Annotated in this window: 28 protein-coding genes; 16 read left to right on the top strand and 12 right to left on the bottom strand. The window is 64.9% G+C overall.

Annotated features, from left to right (window positions below; translation table 11 throughout):
- Positions 1-364: 364 nt before the first annotated feature.
- On the bottom strand, positions 365-634 hold the full coding sequence (locus tag CDQ92_RS16825; protein ID WP_088442809.1) for a hypothetical protein: 270 nt from the start codon (positions 632-634) through the stop codon (positions 365-367).
- A 241-nt stretch (positions 635-875) separates the two neighbouring features.
- Here CDQ92_RS16825 and CDQ92_RS16820 point away from each other — a divergent pair, with 241 nt between their 5' ends.
- Positions 876-2,348: a helicase HerA domain-containing protein gene (locus CDQ92_RS16820; RefSeq protein WP_188682359.1), complete on the top strand. Its 1,473-nt coding sequence runs from the start codon at positions 876-878 to the stop codon at positions 2,346-2,348.
- A gap of 150 nt (positions 2,349-2,498) precedes the next feature.
- Here CDQ92_RS16820 and CDQ92_RS16815 read toward each other — a convergent pair whose 3' ends face one another.
- Positions 2,499-2,696, bottom strand: coding sequence for a DUF1192 domain-containing protein (locus tag CDQ92_RS16815; protein WP_088442805.1), 198 nt, complete (start codon positions 2,694-2,696; stop codon positions 2,499-2,501).
- Positions 2,697-2,793: 97 nt separating this feature from the next.
- Here CDQ92_RS16815 and CDQ92_RS16810 point away from each other — a divergent pair, with 97 nt between their 5' ends.
- The 4 genes from CDQ92_RS16810 to CDQ92_RS16795 all read left to right on the top strand — a co-directional run bounded on the left by CDQ92_RS16810 (position 2,794) and on the right by CDQ92_RS16795 (position 6,388).
- Positions 2,794-3,795, top strand: a complete 1,002-nt coding sequence (locus CDQ92_RS16810) for an NAD(P)H-quinone oxidoreductase (RefSeq protein WP_088442803.1) — start codon at positions 2,794-2,796, stop codon at positions 3,793-3,795.
- A 65-nt stretch (positions 3,796-3,860) separates the two neighbouring features.
- Positions 3,861-4,427: a hypothetical protein gene (locus CDQ92_RS16805; protein WP_088442801.1), complete on the top strand. Its 567-nt coding sequence runs from the start codon at positions 3,861-3,863 to the stop codon at positions 4,425-4,427.
- A 179-nt stretch (positions 4,428-4,606) separates the two neighbouring features.
- Positions 4,607-5,254 (top strand): DUF1013 domain-containing protein, encoded by a 648-nt coding sequence (locus tag CDQ92_RS16800; RefSeq protein ID WP_088443412.1) that lies wholly within the window; start codon positions 4,607-4,609, stop codon positions 5,252-5,254.
- A gap of 3 nt (positions 5,255-5,257) precedes the next feature.
- On the top strand, positions 5,258-6,388 hold the full coding sequence (locus CDQ92_RS16795) for an MBL fold metallo-hydrolase (protein ID WP_088442799.1): 1,131 nt from the start codon (positions 5,258-5,260) through the stop codon (positions 6,386-6,388).
- A 119-nt stretch (positions 6,389-6,507) separates the two neighbouring features.
- Here the strand turns inward: CDQ92_RS16795 and CDQ92_RS16790 are convergent, their stop codons facing one another.
- Entirely contained in the window at positions 6,508-6,783 is a 276-nt protein-coding gene (locus CDQ92_RS16790) for a hypothetical protein (RefSeq protein WP_088442797.1), read from the bottom strand.
- 131 nt (positions 6,784-6,914) lie between these two features.
- Between CDQ92_RS16790 and CDQ92_RS16785 the strand changes: the two genes are divergently transcribed.
- A complete protein-coding gene (locus CDQ92_RS16785) occupies positions 6,915-8,093 on the top strand; it encodes a DUF481 domain-containing protein (protein ID WP_229667379.1) in 1,179 nt (392 codons plus the stop codon).
- On the opposite strand, the gene CDQ92_RS16780 is transcribed toward CDQ92_RS16785, so the two are convergent.
- Genes CDQ92_RS16780 through CDQ92_RS16770 form a run of 3 tightly spaced genes read right to left on the bottom strand, consistent with a single transcriptional unit; the run spans position 8,090 to position 10,579 of the window.
- Positions 8,090-8,548 carry a VOC family protein gene (locus tag CDQ92_RS16780; protein ID WP_088442795.1) on the bottom strand — a complete coding sequence of 153 codons (459 nt, stop codon included), beginning with the start codon at positions 8,546-8,548 and terminating at the stop codon, positions 8,090-8,092. The genes CDQ92_RS16785 and CDQ92_RS16780 overlap by 4 nt on opposite strands.
- Complete coding sequence (locus CDQ92_RS16775) at positions 8,545-10,092, bottom strand: M20/M25/M40 family metallo-hydrolase (RefSeq protein ID WP_373289639.1); 1,548 nt, start codon at positions 10,090-10,092, stop codon at positions 8,545-8,547. The genes CDQ92_RS16780 and CDQ92_RS16775 overlap by 4 nt, the downstream gene beginning before the upstream one ends.
- Positions 10,076-10,579: an SAM-dependent methyltransferase gene (locus tag CDQ92_RS16770; protein WP_088442793.1), complete on the bottom strand. Its 504-nt coding sequence runs from the start codon at positions 10,577-10,579 to the stop codon at positions 10,076-10,078. Before CDQ92_RS16770 ends, CDQ92_RS16775 begins: the two co-directional genes overlap by 17 nt.
- A gap of 67 nt (positions 10,580-10,646) precedes the next feature.
- On the opposite strand from CDQ92_RS16770, the gene CDQ92_RS16765 reads away from it, so the two are divergent.
- Positions 10,647-11,456 carry an SDR family NAD(P)-dependent oxidoreductase gene (locus CDQ92_RS16765; protein WP_088442791.1) on the top strand — a complete coding sequence of 270 codons (810 nt, stop codon included), beginning with the start codon at positions 10,647-10,649 and terminating at the stop codon, positions 11,454-11,456.
- Positions 11,457-11,462: 6 nt separating this feature from the next.
- Here the strand turns inward: CDQ92_RS16765 and CDQ92_RS16760 are convergent, their stop codons facing one another.
- The 5 genes from CDQ92_RS16760 to CDQ92_RS16740 form a co-directional block, all read right to left on the bottom strand.
- Positions 11,463-12,986, bottom strand: coding sequence for a fumarate hydratase (locus CDQ92_RS16760; protein ID WP_088442789.1), 1,524 nt, complete (start codon positions 12,984-12,986; stop codon positions 11,463-11,465).
- Between the two features lie 84 nt (positions 12,987-13,070).
- Positions 13,071-13,829, bottom strand: a complete 759-nt coding sequence (locus CDQ92_RS16755) for a hypothetical protein (protein WP_088442787.1) — start codon at positions 13,827-13,829, stop codon at positions 13,071-13,073.
- Positions 13,830-13,863: 34 nt separating this feature from the next.
- Positions 13,864-14,328: a Fur family transcriptional regulator gene (locus tag CDQ92_RS16750; protein ID WP_088442785.1), complete on the bottom strand. Its 465-nt coding sequence runs from the start codon at positions 14,326-14,328 to the stop codon at positions 13,864-13,866.
- A 139-nt stretch (positions 14,329-14,467) separates the two neighbouring features.
- A complete protein-coding gene (locus CDQ92_RS16745; protein ID WP_229667380.1) occupies positions 14,468-14,920 on the bottom strand; it encodes a MerC domain-containing protein in 453 nt (150 codons plus the stop codon).
- A 62-nt stretch (positions 14,921-14,982) separates the two neighbouring features.
- A complete protein-coding gene (locus CDQ92_RS16740) occupies positions 14,983-15,444 on the bottom strand; it encodes an RrF2 family transcriptional regulator (RefSeq protein ID WP_088442781.1) in 462 nt (153 codons plus the stop codon).
- Between the two features lie 82 nt (positions 15,445-15,526).
- Between CDQ92_RS16740 and CDQ92_RS16735 the strand changes: the two genes are divergently transcribed.
- The 3 genes from CDQ92_RS16735 to CDQ92_RS16725 all read left to right on the top strand — a co-directional run bounded on the left by CDQ92_RS16735 (position 15,527) and on the right by CDQ92_RS16725 (position 16,747).
- Entirely contained in the window at positions 15,527-15,994 is a 468-nt protein-coding gene (locus tag CDQ92_RS16735; protein WP_088442779.1) for a group III truncated hemoglobin, read from the top strand.
- Position 15,995: 1 nt separating this feature from the next.
- Entirely contained in the window at positions 15,996-16,319 is a 324-nt protein-coding gene (locus CDQ92_RS16730; protein ID WP_088442777.1) for a hypothetical protein, read from the top strand.
- A gap of 104 nt (positions 16,320-16,423) precedes the next feature.
- Positions 16,424-16,747, top strand: a complete 324-nt coding sequence (locus tag CDQ92_RS16725) for a TehB-like domain-containing protein (RefSeq protein WP_088442775.1) — start codon at positions 16,424-16,426, stop codon at positions 16,745-16,747.
- Here CDQ92_RS16725 and CDQ92_RS16720 read toward each other — a convergent pair.
- Positions 16,737-18,419, bottom strand: coding sequence for a long-chain-fatty-acid--CoA ligase (locus CDQ92_RS16720; RefSeq protein ID WP_088442773.1), 1,683 nt, complete (start codon positions 18,417-18,419; stop codon positions 16,737-16,739). The two genes, CDQ92_RS16725 and CDQ92_RS16720, sit on opposite strands and share 11 nt — an antisense overlap.
- A 137-nt stretch (positions 18,420-18,556) precedes the next feature.
- On the opposite strand from CDQ92_RS16720, the gene CDQ92_RS16715 reads away from it, so the two are divergent.
- The 6 genes from CDQ92_RS16715 to CDQ92_RS16690 all read left to right on the top strand — a co-directional run bounded on the left by CDQ92_RS16715 (position 18,557) and on the right by CDQ92_RS16690 (position 24,932).
- Entirely contained in the window at positions 18,557-19,093 is a 537-nt protein-coding gene (locus CDQ92_RS16715; protein ID WP_088442771.1) for a hypothetical protein, read from the top strand.
- A gap of 35 nt (positions 19,094-19,128) precedes the next feature.
- On the top strand, positions 19,129-20,967 hold the full coding sequence (gene pabB, locus CDQ92_RS16710) for an aminodeoxychorismate synthase component I (protein WP_188682361.1): 1,839 nt from the start codon (positions 19,129-19,131) through the stop codon (positions 20,965-20,967).
- Between the two features lie 133 nt (positions 20,968-21,100).
- The gene (locus CDQ92_RS16705) at positions 21,101-22,312 is read left to right on the top strand and encodes a pyridoxal phosphate-dependent aminotransferase (RefSeq protein ID WP_088442769.1); all 1,212 of its coding nucleotides are present in this window, start codon (positions 21,101-21,103) and stop codon (positions 22,310-22,312) included.
- Positions 22,313-22,645: 333 nt separating this feature from the next.
- Positions 22,646-23,335, top strand: coding sequence for a peptide-methionine (S)-S-oxide reductase MsrA (msrA, locus tag CDQ92_RS16700; protein WP_229667381.1), 690 nt, complete (start codon positions 22,646-22,648; stop codon positions 23,333-23,335).
- 127 nt (positions 23,336-23,462) lie between these two features.
- Positions 23,463-24,620 carry a serine hydrolase gene (locus tag CDQ92_RS16695; protein WP_088442765.1) on the top strand — a complete coding sequence of 386 codons (1,158 nt, stop codon included), beginning with the start codon at positions 23,463-23,465 and terminating at the stop codon, positions 24,618-24,620.
- Between the two features lie 6 nt (positions 24,621-24,626).
- A complete protein-coding gene (locus CDQ92_RS16690; protein WP_088442763.1) occupies positions 24,627-24,932 on the top strand; it encodes a hypothetical protein in 306 nt (101 codons plus the stop codon).
- The last annotated feature ends 65 nt before the right edge of the window (positions 24,933-24,997 follow it).

Below are 24,997 nucleotides of genomic sequence, written 5' to 3'. Positions count from 1 at the left end.
CTGCAAGGGAAAAGCGGATGGCGTTTGTGAAATTACGATGACGGGGTTGCAGTATGGTTAAGGGAAAGTTGATATTTTCGTTCGCGCTCGCGCAGCTTTCATCCGAAGTTGTCAAACTTATCGATACAACGACCCCGCATGGGGGCGGGGATGCGCGTCGGCGGAAGATCGGTGATCTATGACTGTGGCAGCCTTTGCGGGTGTAATTTTGTAGGAAAGCGCTTTTTTGATTTCGGCTTCCGGGTGGATGAAGGTCATCACCAATAGTCGTCGCCGTCGCGAAGGCGGGGCCGTCATCAGCCTCTTTCTGCGTCGTAGCGTAGACCGCAGCGGCCCCTGCCTGCGCGGCGGCTAGTTTTGGTCGTTAGCCGCCGTCCCCTTCACCCGCTTTATCCACCATATCCATGAAGTCGCGCGCGGTGTTGCGCTCGCCTTCATCCTTGAACGCGACATCGAGAGCGGGCGCCACGCCGAGCATGTACATCAGCGTCCATAAAGCGAAGCGGCGGCCGGGGTTGGCCTCTAAGCCGAAGTCGACGCGCATGCGTTCGGTGCCTGAAGCGTGCGCCTCGGGGTGGATCGCCGACAGGTCGGCGGTGCCAAAATAGCGGCGGAGTTGGTCGTCGAAATCCATGGAGGTTCTTTTGGCTTGATTTGCTCGATTGGCAAGTTGTCCCGTCGAACACATCCCCAGACCCGTTCGTGCTGAGCTTGTCGAAGCACCGTTCTTCTTCCTGCGACGCCGAGAGAAAGAGCGGCCCTTCGACAAGCTCAGGGCAAACGACTTATGGGTTTGCAATATGCCTGAGGAAAAATCGGCTCGCCCGAACCCGGCTCGGTTGTCATTCATACGGTCGCCCGATAGGGCGGCGCCTGTGAAGACCAGCATCGACATCGGGACCGACGCCGCGGGGCAGAGCGTGCGCATCGACGTGCAGGAGCTGCTGGCGACACGGCTGCTTGTCCAGGGCAATTCAGGGTCGGGCAAGTCGCATCTGCTGCGCCGCATCCTAGAGGAAAGCGCCGTGCTGGTTCAGCAGATCGTGATCGATCCCGAGGGCGATTTCGTGACGCTGGCCGATGCGTACAGCCATGTCGTGATCAACGGCGGCGATTATAATGAGCGCGAGATTGCGGCGATGGGGGCGCGCATTCGCGAACATCGCGCGTCGATCGTGCTCAGCCTCGAATCGCTCGACATCGAGGCGCAGATGACCTGCGCCGCGGCGTTCCTGAACGCGCTGTTCGATGCGCCGCGCGAGCATTGGTTTCCGGCGCTGGTGGTGGTTGACGAGGCGCAGATGTTTGCGCCGAGCGTCGCGGGCGACGTGTCCGACACCGTCCGCCGCGCCAGCCTGTCGGCGATGACGAACCTGATGTGCCGCGGGCGCAAGCGCGGGCTGGCGGGGGCGATCGCGACGCAGCGACTGGCGAAACTGGCGAAGAATGTCGCGGCCGAGGCGAGCAATTTCCTGATGGGGCGCACGTTCCTGGACATCGACATGGCGCGCGCCGCCGACCTGCTCGGCATGGAGCGGCGGCAGGCCGAGGCGATCCGCGATCTGGAGCGCGGGCATTTCCTGGGGCTCGGTCCGGCGATTTCGCGCCGCCCACTCAGCATCCGTATCGGCGCGACGCAGACCGCGACGCGGATGGGGACGCACAGCCTGATGCCGCTGCCGGTGGCGGGCGGCGCCGACATGCGATCGATGCTGTTCACCGAGATGGAAGCACCGGTGGCGCCGCGGATGTTCGCGCCCGAGCCCGAGCCGGTCGCGGCGAGCGAGGTGCTCGATCGCATTGCAGCGGTCGAGGGACTGCACGAAGACCGCGACGCCCCGGTGGTGCTCGACATCGTCGCCGCGGTCCAAGAGGCCGAGCAGAGCGACGCGGTGGTGGTCGCGATGCTCGCAGAGATGCTGGCCGACCCCGACAGCGCGTTTCAGCCCGAAGCCTTTTTGTATCAGGATTTTTCGGTGCGCTGCCGGATGGCGAAGCTGAAGAAGGTGCCGCTCGATCTCGCGGCGTTTCGGCGCCGCTTTGCGCTGGCCAAGGGCGGGGTGTTCGACCCGGCGGAGCCACGCTGGGCGGAGGCATTGCGCGTCGCCGAGCGGCTGCCCGACGATATGCTCGCGCCGTTTTTACAGATTGCGCGTGCGGCGATCGACGGCGAACCCTGTCCCGACGACGATGTGCTGGGGCGTGCTTATGGCAGTCACTCGCCGGGGCGCATCCGGCGGCTGGTGGAATATATGGAAAAGCAGGGCGCGATCGTGGTGCGATCCGATTTCGGGGGGCGGCGGTCGATCGGTATTCCCGAGTTGGGGCTGAGTACCGAGGCGGAATAGGCGATCCTCTCGTCGCCGCGGCTGTCATTTAAACCGTTCGTGCTGAGTTTATCGAAGCACCGTCCTTCTTCCCGACGCGGAAGGGAAAGAACGGCCCTTCGACAAGCTCAGGTCGAACGGATGAGCGGAACGGGCGTCAAGTGCGCCGCCTTACCCCTTTTTGAACAGCGCGTCCGCGATCGCCTTGTGGCTCGTCGCGGCGGCGCGGTGCGCCTTGATACGTTCGATTTCGGTCTCGAGCGTCGCGATACGGTCATCGAGTTCGCTCACCGACAGCGGGTCGAGCGGTTGCCGGGTCAGCGCCGCGAGAACATCGTCGCGGCGGCGGGGAAGGTCGTCATCGTCCATGGCGGTTCCTCCTGAACAGCCTCGCGACTGTTGACCCGGTGCGCCACGCTGTCAATAAGGTGGCCGTAGGGCGAAGTAAAATGTGGGGAAAATCAACGTGACCAGCCTGCCAGCGAGCATGACCGCGATCGCCATCAGTGCACCCGGCGGACCCGAAGTCCTGGTGCCGCAGCAGCGCCCGGTTCCGCAGCCGGGGCCGGGCGAGGTGCTGATCCGCGTCGCCGCCGCGGGGGTCAACCGCCCCGATGTGCTGCAACGTATGGGTTTTTATCCGCCGCCGCCGGGGGCATCCGACCTGCCGGGGCTAGAGATCGCGGGGACGATTGTCGCGGTCGGCCCGGGCGGCGATCACGAATTGCTGGGGCAGGCGATGTGTGCGCTGGTCGCGGGCGGTGGCTACGCCGAATATTGCACCGCGCCGGTGGGCAGCTGCCTGCCGGTGCCGAAGGGCTTTTCGATGGTCGAGGCGGCGGCGCTGCCCGAAACGGTGTTCACCGTGTGGCACAATCTGTTCGAACGCGCGTGGATCGCTGAGGGAGAGACGGTGCTGGTCCACGGCGGCACTAGCGGCATCGGCACCACCGCGATCGGTTTGTGCAAGCTGTTCGACATCAAGATCATCGTGACGTGCGGCAGTGCCGCTAAATGTGCTGCTGCTACGGCGCTCGGCGCCGATCTGGCGGTCGATTATTCGAGCGAGGATTATGTCGGAGCGGTCAAGGCGTTCACGGGCGGCGAGGGCGTTGATGCGGTGCTCGACATGGTCGGAGGCGATTATGTGCGCCGCAACCTGGACTGTCTTGCCGAAGATGGCCGCCACGTCACCATCGCGTTCCAGCGCGGCGCGAAGGTCGAGATCGACATCAGCCAGCTGATGCGGCGGCGGCTGACGATGACCGGATCGACGCTGCGGGCGCGCAGCACCGACTTTAAGGCGGCGCTGGCGGACGAAATCCACCGCACCTTGTGGCCGCGGCTGGCCGAGGGCGGGTGGAAGCCGGCGATGGACCAGATTTTCCCGCTCGCCGACGCCAGCGCCGCGCACGCGCGCATGCAGGCGGGCGAGCATGTCGGGAAGATTGTGCTGGCGGTCAGGTGATCGGCGGAACGAAAGAGGGGCCTGGCGGTTTGCTAAGCAAGCTGACCATAAGGATATTCCCTCAAATGAATTTGCCGAACCCCATGCGGGCGTTGTTCGTTCCTGTTGCCGCCATCGCATTTTCTCTGGCCGCTTGTTCATCGCCGTCGGACAATGAGGCATCGACGGCGACGTCCGACAAAAGCAGCGGTGCGGCCGCCAATGGCGGACTGCCCCAAATCCAGCCGGCCGACGAGCCGACGCGCGGTGGTGACGGGACGCCCATCGAGCTGGCGGCGCTTGGCGAAGCCGATTTGGTCGGCGCGCGGCTGAAGGGCGAGCTGGGGTGCAGCTTTGCCGCCGATGCGGCGACGCCGCCGATCCTGTTCGCCAAGGGCAATGTCGCGACGCAAGACCCGGCGCGCGGAATCGTCAAGGTTGGCGATACGATCGCACCGATTGCGGTGACCGGCGGCTATGATGCGATGGTCGATGGCGCCAATTTTTTCTCCGAAGGCCTGCAGCTTCGCGTGGCGCTGACCGGTGCGGCGCAAGGTGGCGGCGAATCGCCGCCGCGTCCCGCAACGCTGACGCTGAATCGGGCCGACGGCGCGCGGCGTGTCATCGCCGGGCTGTGGCAGTGCGGTCCGTAACGCTGGCCGCGTGATACCCAGCCGGATCCCCCGGCAATGAACCCCTGAGATTCCGCCTCTTGCCCTTGTGCGCAGCAGGGTTTACAGCCGCGTCCAATGTCTGGCCGCCCCGCGAGGGGCGGCCCTTATTATTTCCGCTTGGAGAAATCGCCATGGCCACCGCCGACGCCACCCCGCTGATGCCGCATGCGACCGCCGCTTGGCTGGTCGACAACACCGGCCTGACCTTTATCCAGATCGCCGAATATTGCGGCATCCACATCCTGGAAGTGCAGGCGATCGCCGACGAGACCGCCGCGACCAAATATACCGGCCGCGATCCCGTCCGCGCGCACGAACTGTCGATGGAAGAAATCGAAAAGGGTCAGAACGACCCGAACTACAAGCTCAAGATGAGCAAGCAGGCGCAGGACACGATCCGCCGCACCCGCGGTCCGCGCTACACCCCGGTCAGCAAGCGCCAGGACAAGCCCGATGGCATCGCGTGGATCCTGAAGAACCACCCCGAGGTTTCGGACGGCGCGATCGGCAAGCTGATCGGCACCACCCGCAACACGATCGGCGCGATCCGCGACCGCAGCCATTGGAATAGCGCCAATATCGTCGCCAAGGATCCGGTGACGCTGGGCCTGTGCTCGCAGCGCGAACTCGACGCGCTGGTCGCCAAGGCGGCGAAAAAGGCAGGGATTGAAGCGCCGACCGACAACCGCTTCGAAGGCGACCGCGAAGCGTTGCTCGAAGAGCTGCGCGCCGAACGTACCGCCGCGAACGAAGCGCGTGCGGCCGAAGAGGCGGCTGAAACCGCAAGCGACGCGGCGGCAGACTGACGCGTGGTATCGGGGCAGGATGACGACAATATACCGGCAGCCAGCGGCTCGCCGGACGCCTCGCTGACCCAGGACGACAGTTTTACCGCGACCAGCCATGCCGGCCTGACCTACCCGTGGGGCGACGCCGCGCCGGGGGCGGGCGAGACGATCCGCATTGCGGGTGGGATCAGCTGGGCGCGCATCCCGATGCCGGGGTCGCTGGGGCATATCAACAGCTGGCTGCTCGACGACGCGGACGATGGCGTCGCGATTGTCGATACCGGCATATGCCTCACTATGTGTTCCGACGCGTGGAAGGCGCTCTATGCCGGGGCGCTGAACGGCAAGCGCATCACGCGGGTCATCGGCACCCACCTCCACCCGGACCATATCGGGCTGGCCGGCTGGATCGCCAAAAAGCAGGGCGTGAAGCTGTGGATGACGCGCGGCGAGATGCTGACGGCGCGGGCGATCGTGGCCGATTCATCCGAAACCGCCCCCGACGAGGTGCTGGCGCAATCGCGCGCCGCAGGCTGGGACGAGGGGGCGATCGAGGCGCAGCGGTCGCGCGGCTGGAATATGTTCCAGCGGATGATCTTCACCCTGCCGCGCAGCTATGTGCGGATCGAGGATGGCGACCGGCTCGGTTTTGGTGTGCATCAATGGCGCGTCGTGGTGGGGTCGGGGCATAGCCCCGAACATGCGTGCCTGTGGAACGAGCGCGAGGGCGTGCTGGTGTCGGGCGATCAGGTGCTGCCGCGGATCAGTTCGAACGTGTCGGTCAACATCACCGAACCCGACGCCGATCCGCTGGGCGAATGGCTGGCGTCGATCGACAAATTGCTCGCGACGGTTCCCGCCGACGTCACCGTCTGCCCCGCGCATGGCGAGCCGTTCAAGGGGCTCCACGTCCGGCTGATGGCGCTGCGCGACGAGCATCGCATGCGGCTCTATAATCTGGCCGAGGCCGCGGCGAAGGCGCCGATGCGCGCGGTCGACAGTTTTCCGCTGCTGTTCAACCGACCGATCGGCGAGCATAATCAGGGGCTGGCGACCGGCGAAGCGCTGGCGCATCTGAAGCGGCTGGAGGTCGAGGGCCGGGTGCAGCGCGAGAACCGCGACGGCGTCTGGTGGTTCCACGGGGCGGCGTGAAGCCCGCCTTGCCAATGTCGGCTTTGGGGTCGTGGGTTCAACTGGTCATCGCAACACTTTAGTCTTTCAGGAAAGATGGAGTGCAAGCCATGGCCGAAGCTGGCCGAAAGTGGCTCCCCTCAATCCCGCCGTTGCATGATCCAGCTGAACGCCATCGCGTTGAACATCGTGTAGAGCCCATAGAGCATCAGCGCGGTGAACCAGCCGCGCGTCGCGATCGCCATCGCGCCGACCAGCAGCAGGAATTCGAAGATGTATGTGATGTGCGGCCCCGCCTTGTCGGCGAGCGGTTTAACCATCTGCTGGATCAGCGGGTCGTCGCTTTCCATGAAGGCGCGGTGCATCGCGAAATTGCCGACGCCGGCGCAAAAAATGGCGATGAGGGCTATAACCATAGGTTTGCAAATGGGGGAGGCAGGGTGGAAATGCCAGCCTCTTTCGGGCTATAGCGAGGCATCGGACGCGCCAGGGCGGCGCCAATGATCGAACGAACCCGGCTTCTGCCTCCCCAGAGAAGGACTCTTCGATGGCATCTTTCCCCCGCTCGGCGGCCATCGGCCTGCTAGCCCTCGTAATTCAGCCTGCGCACGCCGCGCAGGAACCGGCGAACCCGCCGCAGCCCAACCCCGCGCTCGCCGATCCGGTGCTGGCCAATCCGGTTCCCACCTTCCAGGTGCCGCTCGATCCGCCGTTGCCAGACGCGGTGCGCGCAATGATCGACGCCGCTTTTGCAAGCGGTCAGAACGACGATGTCGAAGCCGTCGCCAAGTTCGCGCGAATGACCCACCCGCGCAATGTCGGGGAAATCGACGCGATGCTGGCCTTTTATCGCAGCGGGCATCCGCCGATCGTGCCGGCCGACCCGGTGCGCAACATGCTCGCCGCCGCGATCGCCAGCGGCAAGGATGCCGACGTCGAGGCGGTGGCCAAGCTGGCGATGGATACCCACCCCCATGACGCGGCGGAAATCGAGGCGCGGCTGGTCGCCTATCGCGCCGAACGCCAGCGGCTGAGGGACGAAGCGGCGGCGGCGGCGCGCGCGAAGCTGGCGGCGGCCAAAATCTGGGAGAACTGGAAGGGTGAAGGCCAGATCGGCGCGTCGCAGAGCAGCGGCAACACAAAATCGGCGGGGCTGAGCGCGGGGCTGGCCTTGTCGCGCCAGGGGATCGACTGGACGCATAAATTGCGGGCGCAGGCCGATTATCAACGCACCAACGGGCGGACGTCGGTCGAACGCTATCTGGTCGAGCTTGAGCCGCAGTACCGGATCAGCGACCGCGCCTTTGGCTTTGGCTTCGGACGGTGGGAGCATGACCGGATACTGGGGTATGACACGCGCTGGAACGTGTCGGGTGGGCTAGGCTACAAGGTGATCGACGGCAAGACGATGTCGCTGAGCCTGAAGGGCGGCCCGGCGTGGCGCCAGACCGATTTCATCAGCGGCGCGCGCGACAGCGAACTGACCGCGCTGGGCGGGCTCGATTTTGGATGGCAATTGTCGCCGACCCTGCGGCTGACGCAGGTCGCCTCGACGATCATCGGTGAAGCGAACAGCTCGACCAACTCCCTGACCGCTCTCAACGCCAAGCTTAGCGGAGCGCTATCGGCGCGCATCGCCTATTCGGCGCAGATCGACACCACCCCGCCGCCGGGCATCGAAAGCGTCGATACGCAGACACGGTTTACATTGGTGTATGGGTTTTAGTCAAAGGCGTCAGCGCCGCCGATGTCCTGCCCGTCGACGAGCAAGCCACTCCCCGGGACATGGTTGAACTCGATCCGAATGCCGTCGGGGTCTTCGAACAGCACCGAATAATAGCCTGGCGCCCAGGGCTCCTCCTGCGGCGGGTGGACGATTTGGATGTCGGTGCGCTTCGCCAGAAAGGCATGGACGGCATCGACTGCGGCGCGGTCGCGCATCCGGAAGCAGGCGTGGTGCAGTCCCGGCGCGCCCTGGTCGAAGCGTTTGCCGACATTCTCTGCGCTCGGGGTACGGATCCCGATCGCCGTGCGCCCACCGACGCCATAGAGCATCGCGTCGCTGTCGAGCACGAGCTTGAGGCCCAGGTAGCCGATCATGTCGCGCCAGAAGGCGGTCGAGCTGGCAAAATTCCCCGCGGTCAGGATGACATGCGCGACCCCGTTGAGGCCGCCCGTCATTTGATCGCCGCCAGCGTGTAGAGAAATTCGGCAAAGCCCATCGTCGCGTCGACCAGCCCTGCGACTTTGGGATTGGTCGAATCGACCAGATAATATTCGTCGGGTGCGTGCGCGCCCGACCCGTGGCCGATGCCGAAATGCGCCGCGGGGATCGACACCGGCGGCGCGGTGAAGGTCGCGCCCGGCCAGCTGCCCGCCATGCGCGGGTTGAGGCTGGTCGCGATGCCGAGCTGTTCGTAGGTCGCGAGTTCGGAGCGGACGAGGCGGCTGTCCTCGGCGACCTCGGTCGGGTCGTAGCCGCCCGAAACATTCACCCCGACGTCCTTGAAGCCATGTTTGTCGAGATGCGCGCGCAATTTCTGTTCGGCCTCGGCGCGGGTCTGGTCGGGGACGAGACGGAGGTCGAGCTTGGCGACCGCGCGACCGGGCAGGATCGTCTTTCCGCCGGGGCCGGTGTAGCCGGCGACCAGCCCCTCGATATTCACCGTCGGTTCCTGCGCCAGCCGGATCAGGGCGTCGTCATAGGCCAGGTTGTCGATCCAGTGGGTGACGCCGAGCGCGGCCTTTTGCTGCGCCTCGTCGCCAGCCTTCGCCGCTTCGCGGATCAGCGTCTTCTCTCGCTCGGTCAGCGGGCGGACATTTTCGAACCAGCCCTCGATCGCGGGCTTATTGCCGTCGGGGGTGACCAAAGTCTGGAGCGCCTGGACCAGCCGCCAGGCGGGCGAATCGACCATCGCCTTCAGGCTGGAGTGGACGTCGCCCTTGGGCCCGCGGCCCCATTTTTCGCCGCTCGCGACGAGTTCGAGTTCGATGATGCCTTTCGAGCCGAGGTTGACGGTGACGTTGCCGGTCCTGCCCTGCGAGGCGAAGGGGATGAAGATGCCTTCGCACTTCCTGAGCGCGGCGAGCACATTCGGCTTGGTCGCGATCTGGCGGAAATGCGGCGAGCCGATCTCCTCTTCGCCCTCACAGACGAGGACGATGTTGACCGGCAATTTCGCTTTGGCGGCGCGGATCGCGTGGAGCGCGGCGAGGAAGGCGGCTTCCGGTCCCTTCTGGTTTACCGCACCGCGGCCCATGATTGCCTGGCCGAAGCCGGGGCGTTCGACCATCCGCCCTTCGAGCGGCGGCGACGACCATTCGGCCGGGTCGAACTGTTTGACATCGTACATGAAATAGATGCCGAGGGTGCGCGGCGCGCCGACGTCGATCGTCCCGAACACGCCGGGATGGCCGTCGGTGGGGACAATCTCGACATTGCTGAACCCTGCGTCGCGCGCGAGATCGGCCATATAGGCCGCGCCCTCGGCCATATTGCGGTTTTCGGCGGCGATCGAGGGGAGCGCGATCCAGTCGCGGATGCGTTTGATCGATGCGTCCTTGCCCGCCTCGGCGGCTTTGCGGATCGCGGCGGACTGGCTGCTCGCGGCGAGGACGGGGAGGGGGCTCATCACCGCCGCGCCCGCGCCGAGCATGGCAGCGCCGCGCAGCAGACGGCGCCGTTCGAGCATCATCTGAAAAGCCTGATCATCGTTGCGCATCATAAACCCCTTTTGGTTGTTGCGGACTTTCCCAATATCCTTGCATCAATTCGCGCGACCAATCGGGTTGTCGCACCTGCCCTCGCGGAAGAAACTCCACCATCACGGGCTTGATGTCGAGTACCGGGGTGCCGTCAATCGCATCGAGTCCCTCAACCTCGACATTCAGACCATTGACTGCGACGATCCGGCAGGTGGTAAGGCCAATGCGGTTGGGGCGGTTCTTGCCACGCTGCGCGAAAATGCCGACGAGTGGCCAGTCGGCGCGATTGCGCGGGTGACGAGCCCCGGTCTCGATCTTCGCGTCAGGTACCTTGTCGAAGAGGAAGATCACCTCGGCATGGCTGAAATCGGCGAGGCCTGCGAGCGCGTCGCCGGAGAATTTTGCGGCGTCGAGCATGATTGTCGCGCGGCTTGCGCCCCAGTCGTCGTCGATCGCGTCGACGCGGCCACCACGGACATGGCCGATCGGGGTGAGGGTAAAGGTCATTGATGTCCCCTGCTGCGTTGACGCTGATGGCGCAGCGCGCCTAGCCTTGCAAGGAAGGAGAGGGGCCATGGACTTTCGAGGCAAGAGCGTCGTCATAACTGGCGGCGCGACGGGGATTGGTTTTGCGCTCGCGAAACGGATCGGCGCCACTGGCGCGCGGATCATCCTGTTCGAACCGCGCGAGAAGAAGCTGGCCGAAGCGGTCGGTGCGCTGGGCGCGCTCGGGATCGATGCAAGCTCGTTCGCAGGCAACGTCACCGACGGGGCGGCCGTCGAAGCTCTTGCCGATTTCGCCTGGCGTCAACATGGCCGCGCCGACGTCATCATCGCCAACGCGGGAGTGGGCGGTGTCCGCACCGAGATACTCGACACCGACGATGACGCGGCGCGCGCGCTGATGGAGGTGAATGTCTGGGGCGTGTGGAATTGCATCCGAACCTTCGGGCGGCGCTTTCGCGACGACGGACGGCCGTCGGCGATCTATGCGACGGCGTCGGAGAATGGCCTGTTTAACGCTGTGCGCCGGAATGGCGGCATCTATGTCGCGAGCAAACACGCGGTGGTCGGCCTGATGGACACGCTACGTAACGAGGCTCCGGCAACTATCGAGGTGGGTGTTATCATCCCCGGCTGGGTGAAGTCCGACATGACGCGCCATGCCGACGCCGCGATGGACGCCGATACCTTTGCGAACCGCATCGTGCCGCAAATGGAGGCGGGGCAATTCTACCTCGTCAGCCACCCCTACAATGTCGTGCGGATGGAAGAGCGCTGGGCCGAGGCATATGCGGCCTTTGCCAGCTATGCGCCGCGCGAGCCCGGCGACGAGGCGATGGACGTCGCGCTGTTCGTCGAACGGATGCGTGCCGAACGCTGACGTCGGCTACGCCTTCTCGAGCAACCCCTCGTCCCTGATCCGCTTTTGCCACAGCATCGGCGCGGTGACGTGGACGTTTTGGCCTTCGCTGTCGACCGCGACGGTTACCGGGAAATCCTGCACCTCGAACTCGTAGATTGCTTCCATGCCGAGATCGGCAAAACCGACGACCTCGCTGCCCTTGATCGCCCGCGACACGAGGTACGCGGCGCCGCCGACCGCCATCAGATAGGCGCTCTTGTGCCTGGAGATCGATTGCGTCGCGGCGGGGCCGCGTTCGGCCTTGCCGACGCAAGCGAGCAGGCCCTGGTCCAGCATCATGTCCATGAACTTGTCCATGCGCGTGGCGGTGGTCGGGCCGGCGGGGCCGACGATTTCCTCGCCGACCGGATCGACCGGGCCGACATAATAGATGACGCGGTCGCGAAAGCTGACGGGCAGCTCCTCGCCCTTGGCGAGCATCTCGGCGATGCGCTTGTGCGCGGCGTCGCGGCCGGTGAGCATCTTGCCGTTCAGGAGGAGTCGGTCGCCCTGTTTCCAGCTCGCGACGACGTCCGGGGTCAGAGTGTCCAGGTCGACGCGGATCGCGGCCTGATCGGGTTTCCAGTCGATCTGCGGGTAATCGGAGAGCACCGGCGGTTCGAGGAAGGCCGGGCCGCTGCCGTCGAGCGTCACATGCGCGTGGCGGGTCGCGGCGCAGTTCGGGATCATCGCGACGGGCTTCGACGCGGCGTGGGTCGGCCAGTCGGCGATCTTGACGTCGAGCACGGTAGCGAGGCCGCCCAATCCCTGCGCGCCGATACCGAGCGCGTTGACTTTTTCATAAAGCTCGATGCGCAGCTCTTCGGTCGGGTTCGACGGCCCGCGCGCGAGCAGTTCGGTCATGTCGATCGGGTCCATCAGCGATTGCTTGGCGAGCAGCATCGCCTTTTCGGCGGTGCCGCCGATGCCGATGCCCAGCATCCCGGGCGGGCACCAGCCGGCGCCCATCTGCGGCACCATGTCGAGCACCCATTCGACGATGCTGTCGGACGGGTTCATCATCTTGAACTTCGACTTATTCTCGCTGCCGCCGCCTTTCGCGGCCACGTCGATCACGACCTTGTTGCCGGGGACCATCTCAACATTGAGAACCGAGGGAGTGTTGTCCTTGGTGTTGACGCGGCTGAACGCGGGGTCGGCGAGGATCGAGGCGCGGAGCTTGTTTTCGGGGTGGAGATAGGCGCGGCGCACGCCTTCATCGACGACCTGTTGCAGGCTGCGCGGGCTGTCGAGGCGGCAATCCATGCCCCATTTGATAAAAACGGTGACGATACCGGTGTCCTGACAGATCGGGCGATGCCCCTCGGCGCACATGCGGCTGTTCGACAGGATCTGCGCCATCGCGTCCTTGGCGGCGGGCGAGACCTCGCGCTCATAGGCAGCGGCGAGCGCGCGGATATAGTCCATTGGGTGGAAATAGCTGATGTACTGGAGCGCGTCGGCGATGGTTTCGACCAAATCGTCCTCGCGAATGATGACGCTATTCATGGGTGCAGCCTTTCGCCCTGTTTGCGGGATTCGGGGTTTCCCTAGACCCGCATCGCCGGAGTGGGAAGGGGGTCAGGCGTGGCCTTAATCGACGAGCGGGCGTTTCTGGACCAGCGCGCGCCAGCTTCCCGTTGCGGCCAGCGCGAGCAGCAACAGCCAGCCGCCTGCCGCGGAGGGGATCAGCGCCCAAGCGAAGGCGGCGGGGGTGATCAGCGCCATAACGGTCGGGATCGCAGCGAGGATCGCGATCGTACCGAACAGCGCCCACCAGCGGCCCAGCTGCGTCGCCGCGGCGCCGATGACGACATTGGTTACGGCAAGGAGCAGGAATTTCGCCGCGACCGGATAGGGCAGGCTGGCCATCGCGGGCGAATAGTCGCCCGCGGTAAAGGCGGCCTGGATGTCGAAGAGCAGCCGATTTTCATAAGCATCGCACAGCGCCGCGGCGACTGGGAGCGCCGCCGCGGCGAGCAGCGGGCGCAGGCGAAGCTCGCGCCACAGGGCGAGACAGCCGCTGGCGAGGAAACCCGCGTAGAGCAGCATATAGAGATAATCCTGCTCGTTACCGGCGCGCATCGCCGCGAGGCGGGTGCCCTGCTGCGGGTCGGTAAAAAAGCCGAAGACCGCTTCAAGATCGGTTTGACTGCCTGCGAATTCGAAGGCGAGGACGGGCGGCCCATAGCCGGGGGCGACGTCATACCCGGTTTGTGGGAAGACCTGCCCGAGATAGAGGCCGAACAGCACCACGGCGATGCCAAAGAGCAAGGTGGCGACCCACCAGCGCGTCGGTGCCGGCGGGCGCTCGCGCTGCGCTTCAATCCAATGCTGAAGCCCCCCGACCATTTTCTAGCGGTCCGGTGGAGCGCGCTCACTCACCTTATTGGCACTCGGAGCATTTGCCGCGCACTTCGATCACCGGCCGCTCGGCAGCAAAGCCGGTGGCGTTGGCGGCGGCGCGGACACCGGTCGACAATTTGTCGTCATCGACATGCACCGCGCTGCCGCAGCTGTCACAGATCAGGAAGATGCAGTCGTGGAGGCAGCCGGGGTGGCTGTTGGCAACAAAGGCGTTCGCGCTTTCGACGCGGCGCACCAGGTTGTTGGCGACGAACAGGTCGAGGATGCGATAGACGCTGTTCGGCGCGACGCGCTTGCCGCGCGCTTTCGACACCATATCGGCGATTTCATAGGCGCTGGCGGGCTTGCCGATGGCGGCAACGGCGTCGAAAATCTGCGCGCGCATGTCGGTCCACGCTTCGCCCGCGCCCTCGAGCGCGGTCTGCGCTGCCTTGGCGAGCGAGGCGCCGCTGGCCTCGACGTGCGGATGATCATGCTTGCCCATTGGCTGTTCCTCGCGCGCGGGAAATCCCGCGCCAACTATCATCGCAATGTAGGCTGTTTACCGGATGTCCGCAAGTTGCGGACCCGTCCATTCCGGCGCCGGCATCACATCAGTGGCGTCTTCAGTGTCTGGCGCGGCTTCAGTGTCTGGCGCGGCGGTTGAGGTCGTGGCCGAGTGCGACGACGGCGACGCCGATCATGGTCGCCAGCACTTCGCTGCCATCATGTGGCTGCGACAGTGCGCCCGCCATCATGCCGAGCCCGAAGCTGCCCACCGCGAACGGCATCATATAGCCGTGGCTGAGCACGCCCGAGACGAGGGTGATCAGTGCAAAGCCGATTGCAATGATCAGGCCGATTTCGTGGAACAGATGATTATCGAATGCGACCCCGACCGAAGCGATTGAGGCAAACAGCACCGTGCTGGCGAGGCAATGGACGAGGCACAGCCCCGACAGGCCCATCGCCAGCTGGTCGCCCGACAGCGATGTAAGTGGCCGCGAATCGCGCGCAGCCCGAAACATCGCGGCCCACCGCCCCAAGAAAGGGATGGCGCGCGTTGATACATGGGCAGGGCTGGCGACTTGGGTCACCCGATTCTCCGTTGGGGCAATTGCGGTTGTAGATATGGCATAACATGACAGAGGTTACAACATTACATTGCCCGCGATGGTCGCTTTACGGCGATGTCCCGGGCGAGCCGCGCGGCAAAAAGCTGGCGATTGGGGACCAGATCTGCCAGCGAATAGCCGTCGAGGCGGTTCAGGAAGTCACCGAGCGCCAGCGACAGCGCGCCTTGCAAACCACAAGCCCCTGCCACTGCGCAGCTGTTGGTTTTAGGGTCGAAGCATTCGACGAAGACGTCGAAAGCCTCGATCGAGCGCACGACCGATCCGATGTTAATCTCTGCGGCGGGTCGCGCGAGCGTCAGTCCGCCGCCGCGCCCGCGGCGCGCGACGACATAGCCAAGCTCCGCCAGCTTGCCCGCCACCTTCATCAGATGATGCCGCGAAATTCCGTAGGCATTGGCGATCTCGTCGACCGAGATCTGACCGCCCCGGGTGGCCAACATCATCAAGGTGCGAAGGGCGTAGTCGGTTTGGAGGTTGAGCCGCATTAAAACGGCATATGAAATATTGCTTTAAAAGGCAAAGCGCTTTAAACGGTATTATAAATACCACTAATAGGGCCAATGCGCGATGATTTCCAATCCCCACGCCGCCGCGGCGCGCCAATCGAAGCGCGAGGCGGCTGAGGCGTTGAAAATCGACCCACTCTTCATCCGGCAGATGGTCGAAGAATTTTACGCCGCGATCCGCGGCGACGACCGGCTCGGCCCGATTTTTGCCGCGCGCATCGCCAACTGGGATGAACATCTGGACCGCATGACCGCCTTCTGGTCGTCGGTGCTGCACGAAAGCGGCGGCTTTCGCGGCAATCCGATGGCCAAGCACATCGCGATCCCGGGCATCGAGCGCGATGATTTCCTCCATTGGTTGGCGCTGTTTGGCGCGACGCTCGACCGGCTCGAACGCGACCCCGCCGCGACCCGGCTGATAATCGAGCGCGCGCGAATGATTGCCGACAGCCTGTTGACCGGCATCCGCATCCACCGCGACGGACGCACCGATCTTGGCGCCATGAGAGGATTGGACGAGGCTGGATGAAATGAATCTGTATGCCGCGATCGAAGCGCCGGGGCATGGCGATAGCGACACGGCCGAGCGCCGATCGCTATCGATCCCGGCCCATCCGGCGCATAACGCATTGCAGGTTCCGGCGTCGATCTGGCGCGTGATGTCTGGCTGGTACGGCATTTTTCTGGGCGGGCTGCTCTGTGCCACCGGACGCGATGGCGAGGCGCTGTTCATGATCGCGATCAGCGTGGCCTACATCATCCTATATTTCGGATTGAGCGGGGTGCTGATCGGGCTCGATGGCCATGGCGCGCGTGATGGCCGGATTGGTACAGGCGGCGATCTCGACACCTAGACCGGGCCGATGTCGCCCGGCGCGGTGGCGGCGCTAATCCTGACCAATCCGATCTGTCTAGCCTTCTTTGGCGTTGCAGTCGCCGTGATCCGGGGGCTGGTCGGATGAGAGGCGCGCGCCTGCCAGATGATTGCGCAGCCTATCGGCGGCTCGGCCCCTTTACCACGGCGACGCTGCCGCCGGGACTGCTCCGCGCGCACGCGCTGAAGCCAGGGTGCTGCGGTTTGGCGACGATCGCGGCGGGTCATATCGGCATTGTCTGGGAGGATGCGCCCGACAGGTCGATCCGGCTTGGCGCGGGCGACAATATCGTGATCGCACCCGAACGGCGTCACCACATCGCCGTCGATGGCGAATTCACGCTGGAGATTGGCCTGAACCGGCAATCGGAATCGGCGGTGGTGGAGTCCGCCGCTGCTAAGGCGTAGCAGAGGCACCGTCTTCCTCCGCCCGCAAAGCCTTGCGATCCAGCTTGCCGATCATGGTCTTGGGCAGGTTCAGCCGCACTTCGACCGCATTGACCCGTTCATGCTTGCCGAGCTGGGGGTTGAGCCACGCGGCGAGCGCTTCGCCGGAAATCTCGAAGCCTTCCTCCAGCGTCACAAAGGCCTTCGGCGCCTCGCCGCGATAGGCATCGGGGATGCCGAGCACGATCGCTTCCTTCACCGCAGGATGCTCGTAGAGGTGCGCCTCGATGACGCTCGGATAGACTTTGAAACCGCCGACCGCGATCATGTCCTTCAACCGGTCGACGATGCGGATATAGCCGCCGTCCTCGACCACCGCGACGTCGCCGGTGCGCAGCCAGCCGTCAGTGGTAAAGCTGTCGAGATCGGCGTCGGGGCGGTTCCAATAGCCCTGCATGATTTGCGGCCCCTTAACCGCCAGCTCGCCGGGGTCACCCGCCGGGGCGGCCTTCGTCGGGTCTTCCTTGTCGAGCAGGCGGATGTGGGTCGCGGGAAGCGGCTGGCCGATCGTGCCGGGGCGGACGGGGCCGTCATAGGGGTTGGTCGCGACGACCCCCGAGCTTTCGGTGAGGCCATAGCCTTCGACAAGCGAGGCGCCGGTCGCCGCAGTGAATTTTTCGCGCAGTTCGGCCGGCATCGGCGCGCCGCCCGAAATGCAGATGCGCAGCGAAGAGAAATCAGTCTTGGCCAGATCGGGATGGTCGAGCAGCGCCTGATACATCGTCGGCACGCCGGGCAGTGCGGTCGTCTTGGTGCGGGTGATCGCTGCAAGTGCCTGCTTCGCATCGAAGCGCGGCAGCATTGTGATCGTGCCGCCGTTCAGCACGGTGCGGTTGAGGACGCAGGTGTTGGCGAAAACGTGGAAGAAAGGCAGCACGCCGAGGATGCGGTCGTCGGCGTCATGGTCGGGATCGATCGCATTCACCTGCCGCGCGTTTGCGGTCAGGTTCTGGTGGGTGAGCTTCGCGCCCTTGGGGGTGCCGGTGGTGCCGCCGGTGTACTGGATCAGCGCGACGTCTTTTTCGGGATCGATCGCGACGGCTTCCGGGCGTCCGTCGTTGGCGATCAGCGCCGAGAAGCGGATGACGCGCGAGTCGTCAGGGATCGGTGCGATTTCGGCATGTTTGAACAGCCGGTAGAGGAGCGCCTTGTGGCAAGCCAGCCCGCCCGCCACCGAGCCGACCACGAGCCGCCGGAGGCTCGACCCATCGAGTACCTTGAGCGCGGTGGGCAGCAGCGCCGCGGCGCTGACGGTGAACAGCGTGTCGGTACCCGAATCCTCGACCTGATCTTCCAGTTCGTGCGCGGTGTAGAGCGGCGAGAAATTGACCACCGTCGCGCCGATCACGAGCGCGCCATAATAGGCCGCGACATAATGCGGGACGTTGGGGAGGAACAGGCCAACGCGGCTGCCCTTGCCCAGCCCGAGCTGCTGGAGCCCGCGCGCCACCCGCGCCGCGCCGCGGGTGACTTCGGCATAGGAAAAGCGGCGGCCCATGAAATCGAGCATCGCCGCATCGCCGCGTTGTGCAGCGCTATCGGCGAGCATATCGGGGAGCGACAGCGGCGCGAAACACTGATCCCAGGCCGTTGGGTGCTGATAATCGGTCGACCAGGAAAATTCGCTGTCCATCGCGGTGGCTTGATCCTTTTGTGCAGGTGCGGGTTCCTGACACTAGGGTCAGTAAGCCGACATCGCAACCGGGCCGCGCTTGCGGCGTGCGGCCGCCGCCGCTAGGCAGGGCCATCTTTCTCGCCAGGGGTTTTATCATGTTGCAACTGTCGTCGCGCGTCGCCGTCCCGCTTGCCCTTCTTGCCTGCGTCGTTGCAGCGCCGGCTGCGGCAAAGGATAAAGATGCACCGGTCCGGCCGGCACAAATTCAGGAGCTATATGCGTGTCGGGACATCGCCGATCCCGCCGCGCGCCTCGCCTGTTTCGACCGCGAGGTCGGCGAGTTGTCGGCGGCCGATACAGCGCGCGAGATCACTTTTACCGACAGGGAGACCGCCAAAAAGGCGCGGCGCGGCCTGTTCGGTTTTTCCTTTCCCAAGCTTGGCGGCATATTTGGCGGTGACGAGGACGAGGTCAAAGAAATTGAAACCACGATCCGCTCCGCCAGCGTCGATCGATCAGGCAAATATACGCTGGTGATGGAAGATGACGCGGTCTGGGTCCAGATCGATACGACCAGACTGCCGCGCCAGCCCAAACCGGGTCAGAAGGTCAAGATCAAGGTCGCAACGATGGGCAGCTATTTTGCCACGATCGACGGCGGTCGCACGATCCGCATGAAGCGCGACCGCTGATCTCGGCGCGCCGCGGCGCACGCGAGCCGTCGAGTATGACAGCCAAAGCTGCGATACCGGGGGCGGCGGTGGGGTCGCCGCCGTTTGTGCTGCTTGACGATGCACGCATAAATGATGCCGCGGCGGCGCGGCTGTTCGTCGATCCGGTGGACACGCTGGTCGCACGGTCGGCGGCCGAAGTTCCGGACTTGCTGACGGCGGTCGAAGCAGCGACGGCGCGCGGGCTCCAGGCGGCGGGCTATCTGACCTATGAAGCGGGGCGGGGCATGCCCTCGGCATGGCGAGGGCCGATCGAAGAAGCAGCCGACCGCGAGCGTGGAGCGCCTGCCGGTTGGTTCGGCTTGTTCGAGACCGTCGAGCGGATTGACGCCGATGCGGTTGCGGACCTGCTGCCCGATCCGGCAAGCGCGTGGGTCGGTCCGGTGGCCCCGCGGATCACGCGCGCTGATTATATCGCTGCGGTCGAGGCGGTGCTCGCCTATATCGCGGCGGGCGACATCTATCAGGCGAATTTGACCTTTCGTGCCGAGGTGCCGGTGCTGGGCAATCCGCTGGCAATCCACGCGCGGCTGCGGCAAACCGCGCGCGCGGGCTATGGCGGGTTGATCTGGACCGGCGAACAGGCGATTGTGTCGCATTCGCCCGAGTTGTTCTTTGCGCTGCGCGATGGTCAGGTGATGGCACGGCCGATGAAGGGCACCGCGGCGCGGCTGGCTGATACTGAAGCTGACGCGGCGGCGGCGCGCGCGCTTGCCGACGATCCCAAACAGCGCGCCGAAAATCTGATGATCGTCGACCTGATCCGCAACGACCTTTCGCGCGTTGCGGTGCCGGGGTCGGTCGCAGTGCCCGACCTCTTTCGTGTCGAGAGCTTTCCGACGATCCACCAGCTCGTTTCCGACGTCAGCGCGCGGCTGCCCGATGGCGTCGGCGCGGTCGACGTGCTGCGCGCCGCCTTTCCCTGCGGCTCGATCACCGGGGCTCCCAAGGTGCGGGCGATGGAAATCATCGACGAAATGGAAGCCGATGCGCGGGGGATTTACACCGGATCGATCGGTTTCATCGAACCCGGGGGCGACGCGGCGTTCAATGTTGCGATCCGCACGCTGGTGCTTCCGCGCGCCAACGGCTTGCAACGCGGCGCAAATCGCGCCACGCTGGGATTGGGTTCGGGAATTGTCGCCGACAGCCAACCGGCTGACGAATGGCGCGAATGTCTGGCGAAGGGGGAGTTTGTGGGGGCAGCGGGGGCGCGTTTCGACCTGATCGAAACCATGTTCTTTGATCCCGTCGAGGGAGTCCAGCGGCTGGAGGGGCATCTGGCGCGGATGAAGGCGAGCGCCGAAACGCTCGGATTTGCGTTCGACCGGCACGGCGCGCGAAACAGTTTGCAATCGGCGACCTTCCGCTTGCGCCACGCGGCGCGGGTGCGGATGCGGCTCGCGCCGTCGGGCGCGCTCGCGGTCGAGGTCTCGCCAATGCCGCGGCTGGCTGAACTGCCGGTGCCCGTCGCGGTCCGCCCTGCGCCGATGACGGCGGACGATTTTCGCCTGGCGCACAAGACCAGCCAGCGCGCCGGCTATGACGCGGCGCGTCTGGACAGCGGCGCGGCCGAGGTGGTGTTCGTCGACGAGCCGGGCTTTGTTACCGAGGGCAGCTGGAGCAACATCTTTGTCGAACGCGACGGCCAGTTGCTGACCCCGCCGCTGGCGCTAGGGCTGCTGCCCGGGGTGCTGCGCGCCGAGCTGATCGACAAGGGCCGCGCGGTCGAATCGCATCTGCGGCTCGCCGATCTGGCGGACGGTTTCTTTATCGGCAATTCGCTGCGCGGGCTGATCCCTGCACGGTTGCTCGACGCTACGGCAACGGGATAGCCTGACCTGCACGCTGCATAGGTAAATTATCTCCACAGCCGCTTGCGAAGATCGAGCGGAGGCTTTAGGCGCGGCCCCGCGCAATTTCCTGTCAGATCGCCGCCTGTCCGCGCAAGCCACGGAAAGTAGTCCCATGTCGCTGAAGCCGCATATCTCCGCCGCCCTCAACCGCATCCAGCCGTCGGCGACGCTCGCGATGACCGCGCGCGTTTCGGCGCTGAAAGCCGCGGGCGTCGATGTGATTGGGCTCAGCGCTGGCGAGCCCGATTTCGACACCCCCGATTTCGTCAAGGAAGCGGCAATCGAGGCGATCCGTAATGGCCAGACCAAATATACTTTGGTCGACGGCACGGTGGCGTTGAAAGAAGCGATCCGCGGCAAGTTTCGCCGCGACAACGGGCTCGATTTCGGGCTCGACCAGATCACGGTCAATGTCGGCGGCAAGCACACCTTGTTCAACGCGCTCGTCGCGACGGTGGACAAGGGCGACGAGGTCATCATCCCGGCGCCCTATTGGGTGAGCTATCCCGACATCGTCGCCTTCGCGGGCGGCACCCCGGTGGTCATCGAGGGCAGTGCGGCGCAGAATTACAAGATTACCCCCGTACAGCTTGATGCGGCGATCACGCCGAAAACGCGCTGGGTGATGCTCAATTCGCCGTCGAACCCCTCGGGCGCCGCCTATTCGGGCGAAGAGCTCGATGCGCTGGGCGAAGTCATCCGCCGTCACCCGCATGTGATGGTGATGACCGACGATATGTACGAGCATGTCTGGTACGCCGATTTCGAATTTTCGACCTTCGCGCAGCGCTGCCCCGACCTGATCGATCGCATCCTGACAGTGAACGGCTGTTCGAAAGCCTATGCAATGACGGGATGGCGGATCGGCTATGCGGGTGGTCCGGCTTGGCTGATCAAGGCGATGGGCAAGCTCCAGTCGCAATCGACGTCGAACCCCTGTTCGATCGCTCAGGCCGCCGCCGCCGCCGCGCTCGGCGGACCGCAGCAATTCCTCGACGATCGCAACGCGGCATTCAAAAAGCGCCGCGACAAGGTCGTCGCCATGCTCAACGATGCGCCGGGGCTGAACTGCCCGACCCCCGATGGTGCCTTTTATGTCTATCCCGATGCCAGCGGCTGCATGGGCAAGACCACTCCCGACGGCCTGCTGATCGACACTGATGAAAAGCTGATCGACTATTTCCTCGACAGCGCGAAGGTCGCGGCAGTGCATGGCGCGGCCTTTGGGCTGTCGCCCGCGTTCCGCGTTTCTTATGCAACATCGGAGGCGGTGCTGAAAGAAGCGTGCGTGCGTATCCAGCAGGCGTGCGCGGCGCTACGTTAAAGCGTCACTCGCCCCGCGCATAGGAATTCTGTACCGACCGGTCTTGTAATGCCGGCGGTGGAACCTATCTGGACCTGAACGGCGGTTAAGCGCCCGGTTCACCGGATAGTAAGCCATCCTGTTTAGGGTGACGGTCATCACTGCACGGTTGGTCGGGGCGCGCCATATCGTCGGTGTAACCAAAGCGGTTTTGGCCGCGAACCATAACAGATGAAAAAAGAGGCTCCCCATGCTCAACCTTTTCCGCTCCGACTGGTTTTTGTCGATGCTCGCCGGTTTCGCGATTGGCGCGACCTATATCGTGCTCAACCAGCCCGCGCTGCCGATCCCCGCGTGACACAAGTCCGCGGCGCACCGTTCAGCCGTATCATCGCGACAATCGTCGCGGGGGCGATCGTGGCGCAATGCACCCCGGCGCAGGCCGAAAGTGTCGTCAAGCTGCCCGCCGCCGCCGTTGATCCGGCGGTCAAGGCGAAGCGCGCGACAGCGGTGCTTGCCGGCGGCTGTTTCTGGGGTGTCGAGGGCGTCTTTGCCAATGTGAAGGGCGTGATCTCGGTCGAATCGGGCTATCATGGCGGGAGCGCCGCGACCGCCAAATATGAGCTGACACACGACGGCAAGTCGGGCCATGCGGAGGCGGTGCGGATCGTTTATGATCCGACGCAGGTCAGCTATGGCACCTTGCTCCGTGTCCTGTTTTCGGTAGTCGCCGATCCAACCTTGAAGAATCGTCAGGGGCCGGACGTCGGGTCGCAATATCGCGCTGCGATCGTCCCGCTCGACGCAACCCAGCGCCAGGTCGCGACGAGCTATCTGGCGCAGATCGGCAAGGGCAAATATTTCGCGCGGCCGATCGTCGTCCCGGTCGAAAGCTACAAGCGCTTTTACCGCGCCGAGGCCAATCACCAGGATTTCATGCGCCGCAATCCGTCGAACGGCTATATCGTCCGCTGGGACGCGCCGAAGCTCGCGGCGTTCAAGCGGCTGTTCCCGGCGATGGTGCGCGCGACCCCGGCACCCTGACGGTTTCACCCTTCCCCCACTCGTCGCGCCTGAGGAATCATTCGTCGCAAACTGCTGGTCCCCCCAGCCCACGTGCGAGAGCAGATGGCTCGGGGATTTTGTACAAGTCGAAGGTTGCGGGGTTTTCATGAAGTTTGCGTTATCGGGCCGGCCGCTCCTCGCCATCACGATGAGCGCCGCCGTGCTCGCGGGTTGCGTCAGCAGCGCCGCGGTCGTCCCGACGCCGCGCACGCAGACCGCGACGCCGCGCCCCGCCGTTCTGCCGCGACCCGCGGGATCGGTGACCGTCCCGATCGGCCAGCCGGTACGATCGACGATGCCGCGCCCCGCCGGCCCGCTCGATCCCGGCTTTCGCCGCCCCCCAGCCGGGCTCAGCGAGCGCATCCATTTCCTGTGGCGCGCCTTTCCGGGCAAAACCGGCATCGCTGTGCAGCGCATCGACGGCGAATGGGCGCTTGCCGAGCGCGGCGGCGACCTTTTCCCGCAGCAGAGCGTGTCGAAATTTTGGGTCGCGCTGACCGCGCTCGATGCGGTCGATCAGGGTCGGCTGCGGCTCGACCAACAAGTGCGGATCGGTCCCGAAGATCTGACCTTGTTTTACCAGCCGCTCGCCGCGCGCGTCCGTGCGCAGGGGTCGGTGACCATGACCGTGCGCAGCCTGATCGAAACCGCGATCACGCAAAGCGACAATACCGCTAACGACAGCCTGCTGCGCACCATCGGCGGGCCGGGTGCAGTGCGCGCCTATCTGTCCAAGAAAGATCTGGGCGCGATCCGTTTCGGCCCCGGCGAACGCTTGCTGCAAAGCGGCATCGCCGGAATGTCGTGGCAGCAAAGCTATTCGGTCGGCCGCAATTTCGAGGCTGCGCGGTCGGCGCTGTCCCCCGCGACCCGCCGCGCCGCGATGGACAATTATCTCGCCAATCCGATCGATGGCGCAAGCCCGACGGCGATCGCCAGCGCGCTTGCGCGGCTGGCGCGCGGGACGTTGCTCTCACCCGAATCGACCGAATACCTGCTCGATGTGATGAGCCGGACCAAAAGCGGGCCGAGGCGGCTCAAGGCCGGTCTGCCGCCCGGCTGGAAATTCCTGCACAAGACCGGGACGGGGCAGAATCTGGGCGGGATGACCGCGGGTTATAACGACATCGGCATCGCCACCGCGCCCGACGGCACCCGCTATGCGATCGTCGTGATGTTGGGGACTACCACCTCGCCAATCCCCGCGCGGATGGCGTTGATGCAGGCGGTGTCGAGCGCGGTTGCCGAATTTCATGGAAGATAATCTCTGATGCGGATCGCTGTTCTGTCGTTGCCGCTACTCGCGCTGGTAGCCTGTGCGACCCCCGAAGCGCGGCTGCGCACCGGTCTGGTCAATGCAGGCCTGTCCCAATCGATCGCATCGTGCATGGCCGAACGGATGGTCGACCGGCTGTCGCTGGTCCAGCTGCGCCGCCTCGGCTCGCTGTCGAGCCTGAAGGACAAGCGGATGAGCGATTTGTCGCTCAACCAGTTCCTCCACAAGGTCCGCGCGCTCAAAGACCCCGAGATATTGACGGTGACGACCAGCTCGGCGGCGCTCTGCGCTTTTCGCTAGTCAAGAATATCTGGGGCGCTGCGGGGTAGCCTTGCCCGCCAACTTGTGCTTAGGCGGCGGCAATT

Source organism: Sphingopyxis bauzanensis (assembly GCF_002205675.1).
Lineage (GTDB): Bacteria > Pseudomonadota > Alphaproteobacteria > Sphingomonadales > Sphingomonadaceae > Sphingopyxis > Sphingopyxis bauzanensis.
The sequence above is the reverse complement of the archived record's forward strand: the minus strand, read 5'-3'. Positions and strand labels throughout refer to the sequence as shown.

Bases quoted from the DNA above. Each gene is read 5' to 3' on its own strand.
- CDQ92_RS16815 (WP_088442805.1), bottom strand. From the start codon at position 2,696: ATGGACGATGACGACCTTCCCCGCCGCCGCGACGATGTTCTCGCGGCG.
- CDQ92_RS16695 (WP_088442765.1), top strand. From the start codon at position 23,463: ATGAAGTTTGCGTTATCGGGCCGGCCGCTCCTCGCCATCACGATGAGC.
- CDQ92_RS16750 (WP_088442785.1), bottom strand. From the start codon at position 14,328: ATGGGCAAGCATGATCATCCGCACGTCGAGGCCAGCGGCGCCTCGCTC.
- CDQ92_RS16740 (WP_088442781.1), bottom strand. From the start codon at position 15,444: ATGCGGCTCAACCTCCAAACCGACTACGCCCTTCGCACCTTGATGATG.
- CDQ92_RS16800 (WP_088443412.1), top strand. From the start codon at position 4,607: ATGCCGCATGCGACCGCCGCTTGGCTGGTCGACAACACCGGCCTGACC.
- CDQ92_RS16755 (WP_088442787.1), bottom strand. From the start codon at position 13,829: ATGGTCGGGGGGCTTCAGCATTGGATTGAAGCGCAGCGCGAGCGCCCG.
- CDQ92_RS16690 (WP_088442763.1), top strand. From the start codon at position 24,627: ATGCGGATCGCTGTTCTGTCGTTGCCGCTACTCGCGCTGGTAGCCTGT.
- CDQ92_RS16785 (WP_229667379.1), top strand. From the start codon at position 6,915: ATGGCATCTTTCCCCCGCTCGGCGGCCATCGGCCTGCTAGCCCTCGTA.
- CDQ92_RS16715 (WP_088442771.1), top strand. From the start codon at position 18,557: ATGTTGCAACTGTCGTCGCGCGTCGCCGTCCCGCTTGCCCTTCTTGCC.
- CDQ92_RS16790 (WP_088442797.1), bottom strand. From the start codon at position 6,783: ATGGTTATAGCCCTCATCGCCATTTTTTGCGCCGGCGTCGGCAATTTC.
- CDQ92_RS16775 (WP_373289639.1), bottom strand. From the start codon at position 10,092: ATGATGCGCAACGATGATCAGGCTTTTCAGATGATGCTCGAACGGCGC.
- CDQ92_RS16825 (WP_088442809.1), bottom strand. From the start codon at position 634: ATGGATTTCGACGACCAACTCCGCCGCTATTTTGGCACCGCCGACCTG.
- CDQ92_RS16780 (WP_088442795.1), bottom strand. From the start codon at position 8,548: ATGACGGGCGGCCTCAACGGGGTCGCGCATGTCATCCTGACCGCGGGG.
- CDQ92_RS16770 (WP_088442793.1), bottom strand. From the start codon at position 10,579: ATGACCTTTACCCTCACCCCGATCGGCCATGTCCGTGGTGGCCGCGTC.
- CDQ92_RS16720 (WP_088442773.1), bottom strand. From the start codon at position 18,419: ATGGACAGCGAATTTTCCTGGTCGACCGATTATCAGCACCCAACGGCC.
- CDQ92_RS16805 (WP_088442801.1), top strand. From the start codon at position 3,861: ATGAATTTGCCGAACCCCATGCGGGCGTTGTTCGTTCCTGTTGCCGCC.
- CDQ92_RS16730 (WP_088442777.1), top strand. From the start codon at position 15,996: ATGAATCTGTATGCCGCGATCGAAGCGCCGGGGCATGGCGATAGCGAC.
- CDQ92_RS16760 (WP_088442789.1), bottom strand. From the start codon at position 12,986: ATGAATAGCGTCATCATTCGCGAGGACGATTTGGTCGAAACCATCGCC.
- CDQ92_RS16725 (WP_088442775.1), top strand. From the start codon at position 16,424: ATGAGAGGCGCGCGCCTGCCAGATGATTGCGCAGCCTATCGGCGGCTC.
- CDQ92_RS16705 (WP_088442769.1), top strand. From the start codon at position 21,101: ATGTCGCTGAAGCCGCATATCTCCGCCGCCCTCAACCGCATCCAGCCG.
- CDQ92_RS16735 (WP_088442779.1), top strand. From the start codon at position 15,527: ATGATTTCCAATCCCCACGCCGCCGCGGCGCGCCAATCGAAGCGCGAG.
- pabB (WP_188682361.1), top strand. From the start codon at position 19,129: ATGACAGCCAAAGCTGCGATACCGGGGGCGGCGGTGGGGTCGCCGCCG.
- CDQ92_RS16765 (WP_088442791.1), top strand. From the start codon at position 10,647: ATGGACTTTCGAGGCAAGAGCGTCGTCATAACTGGCGGCGCGACGGGG.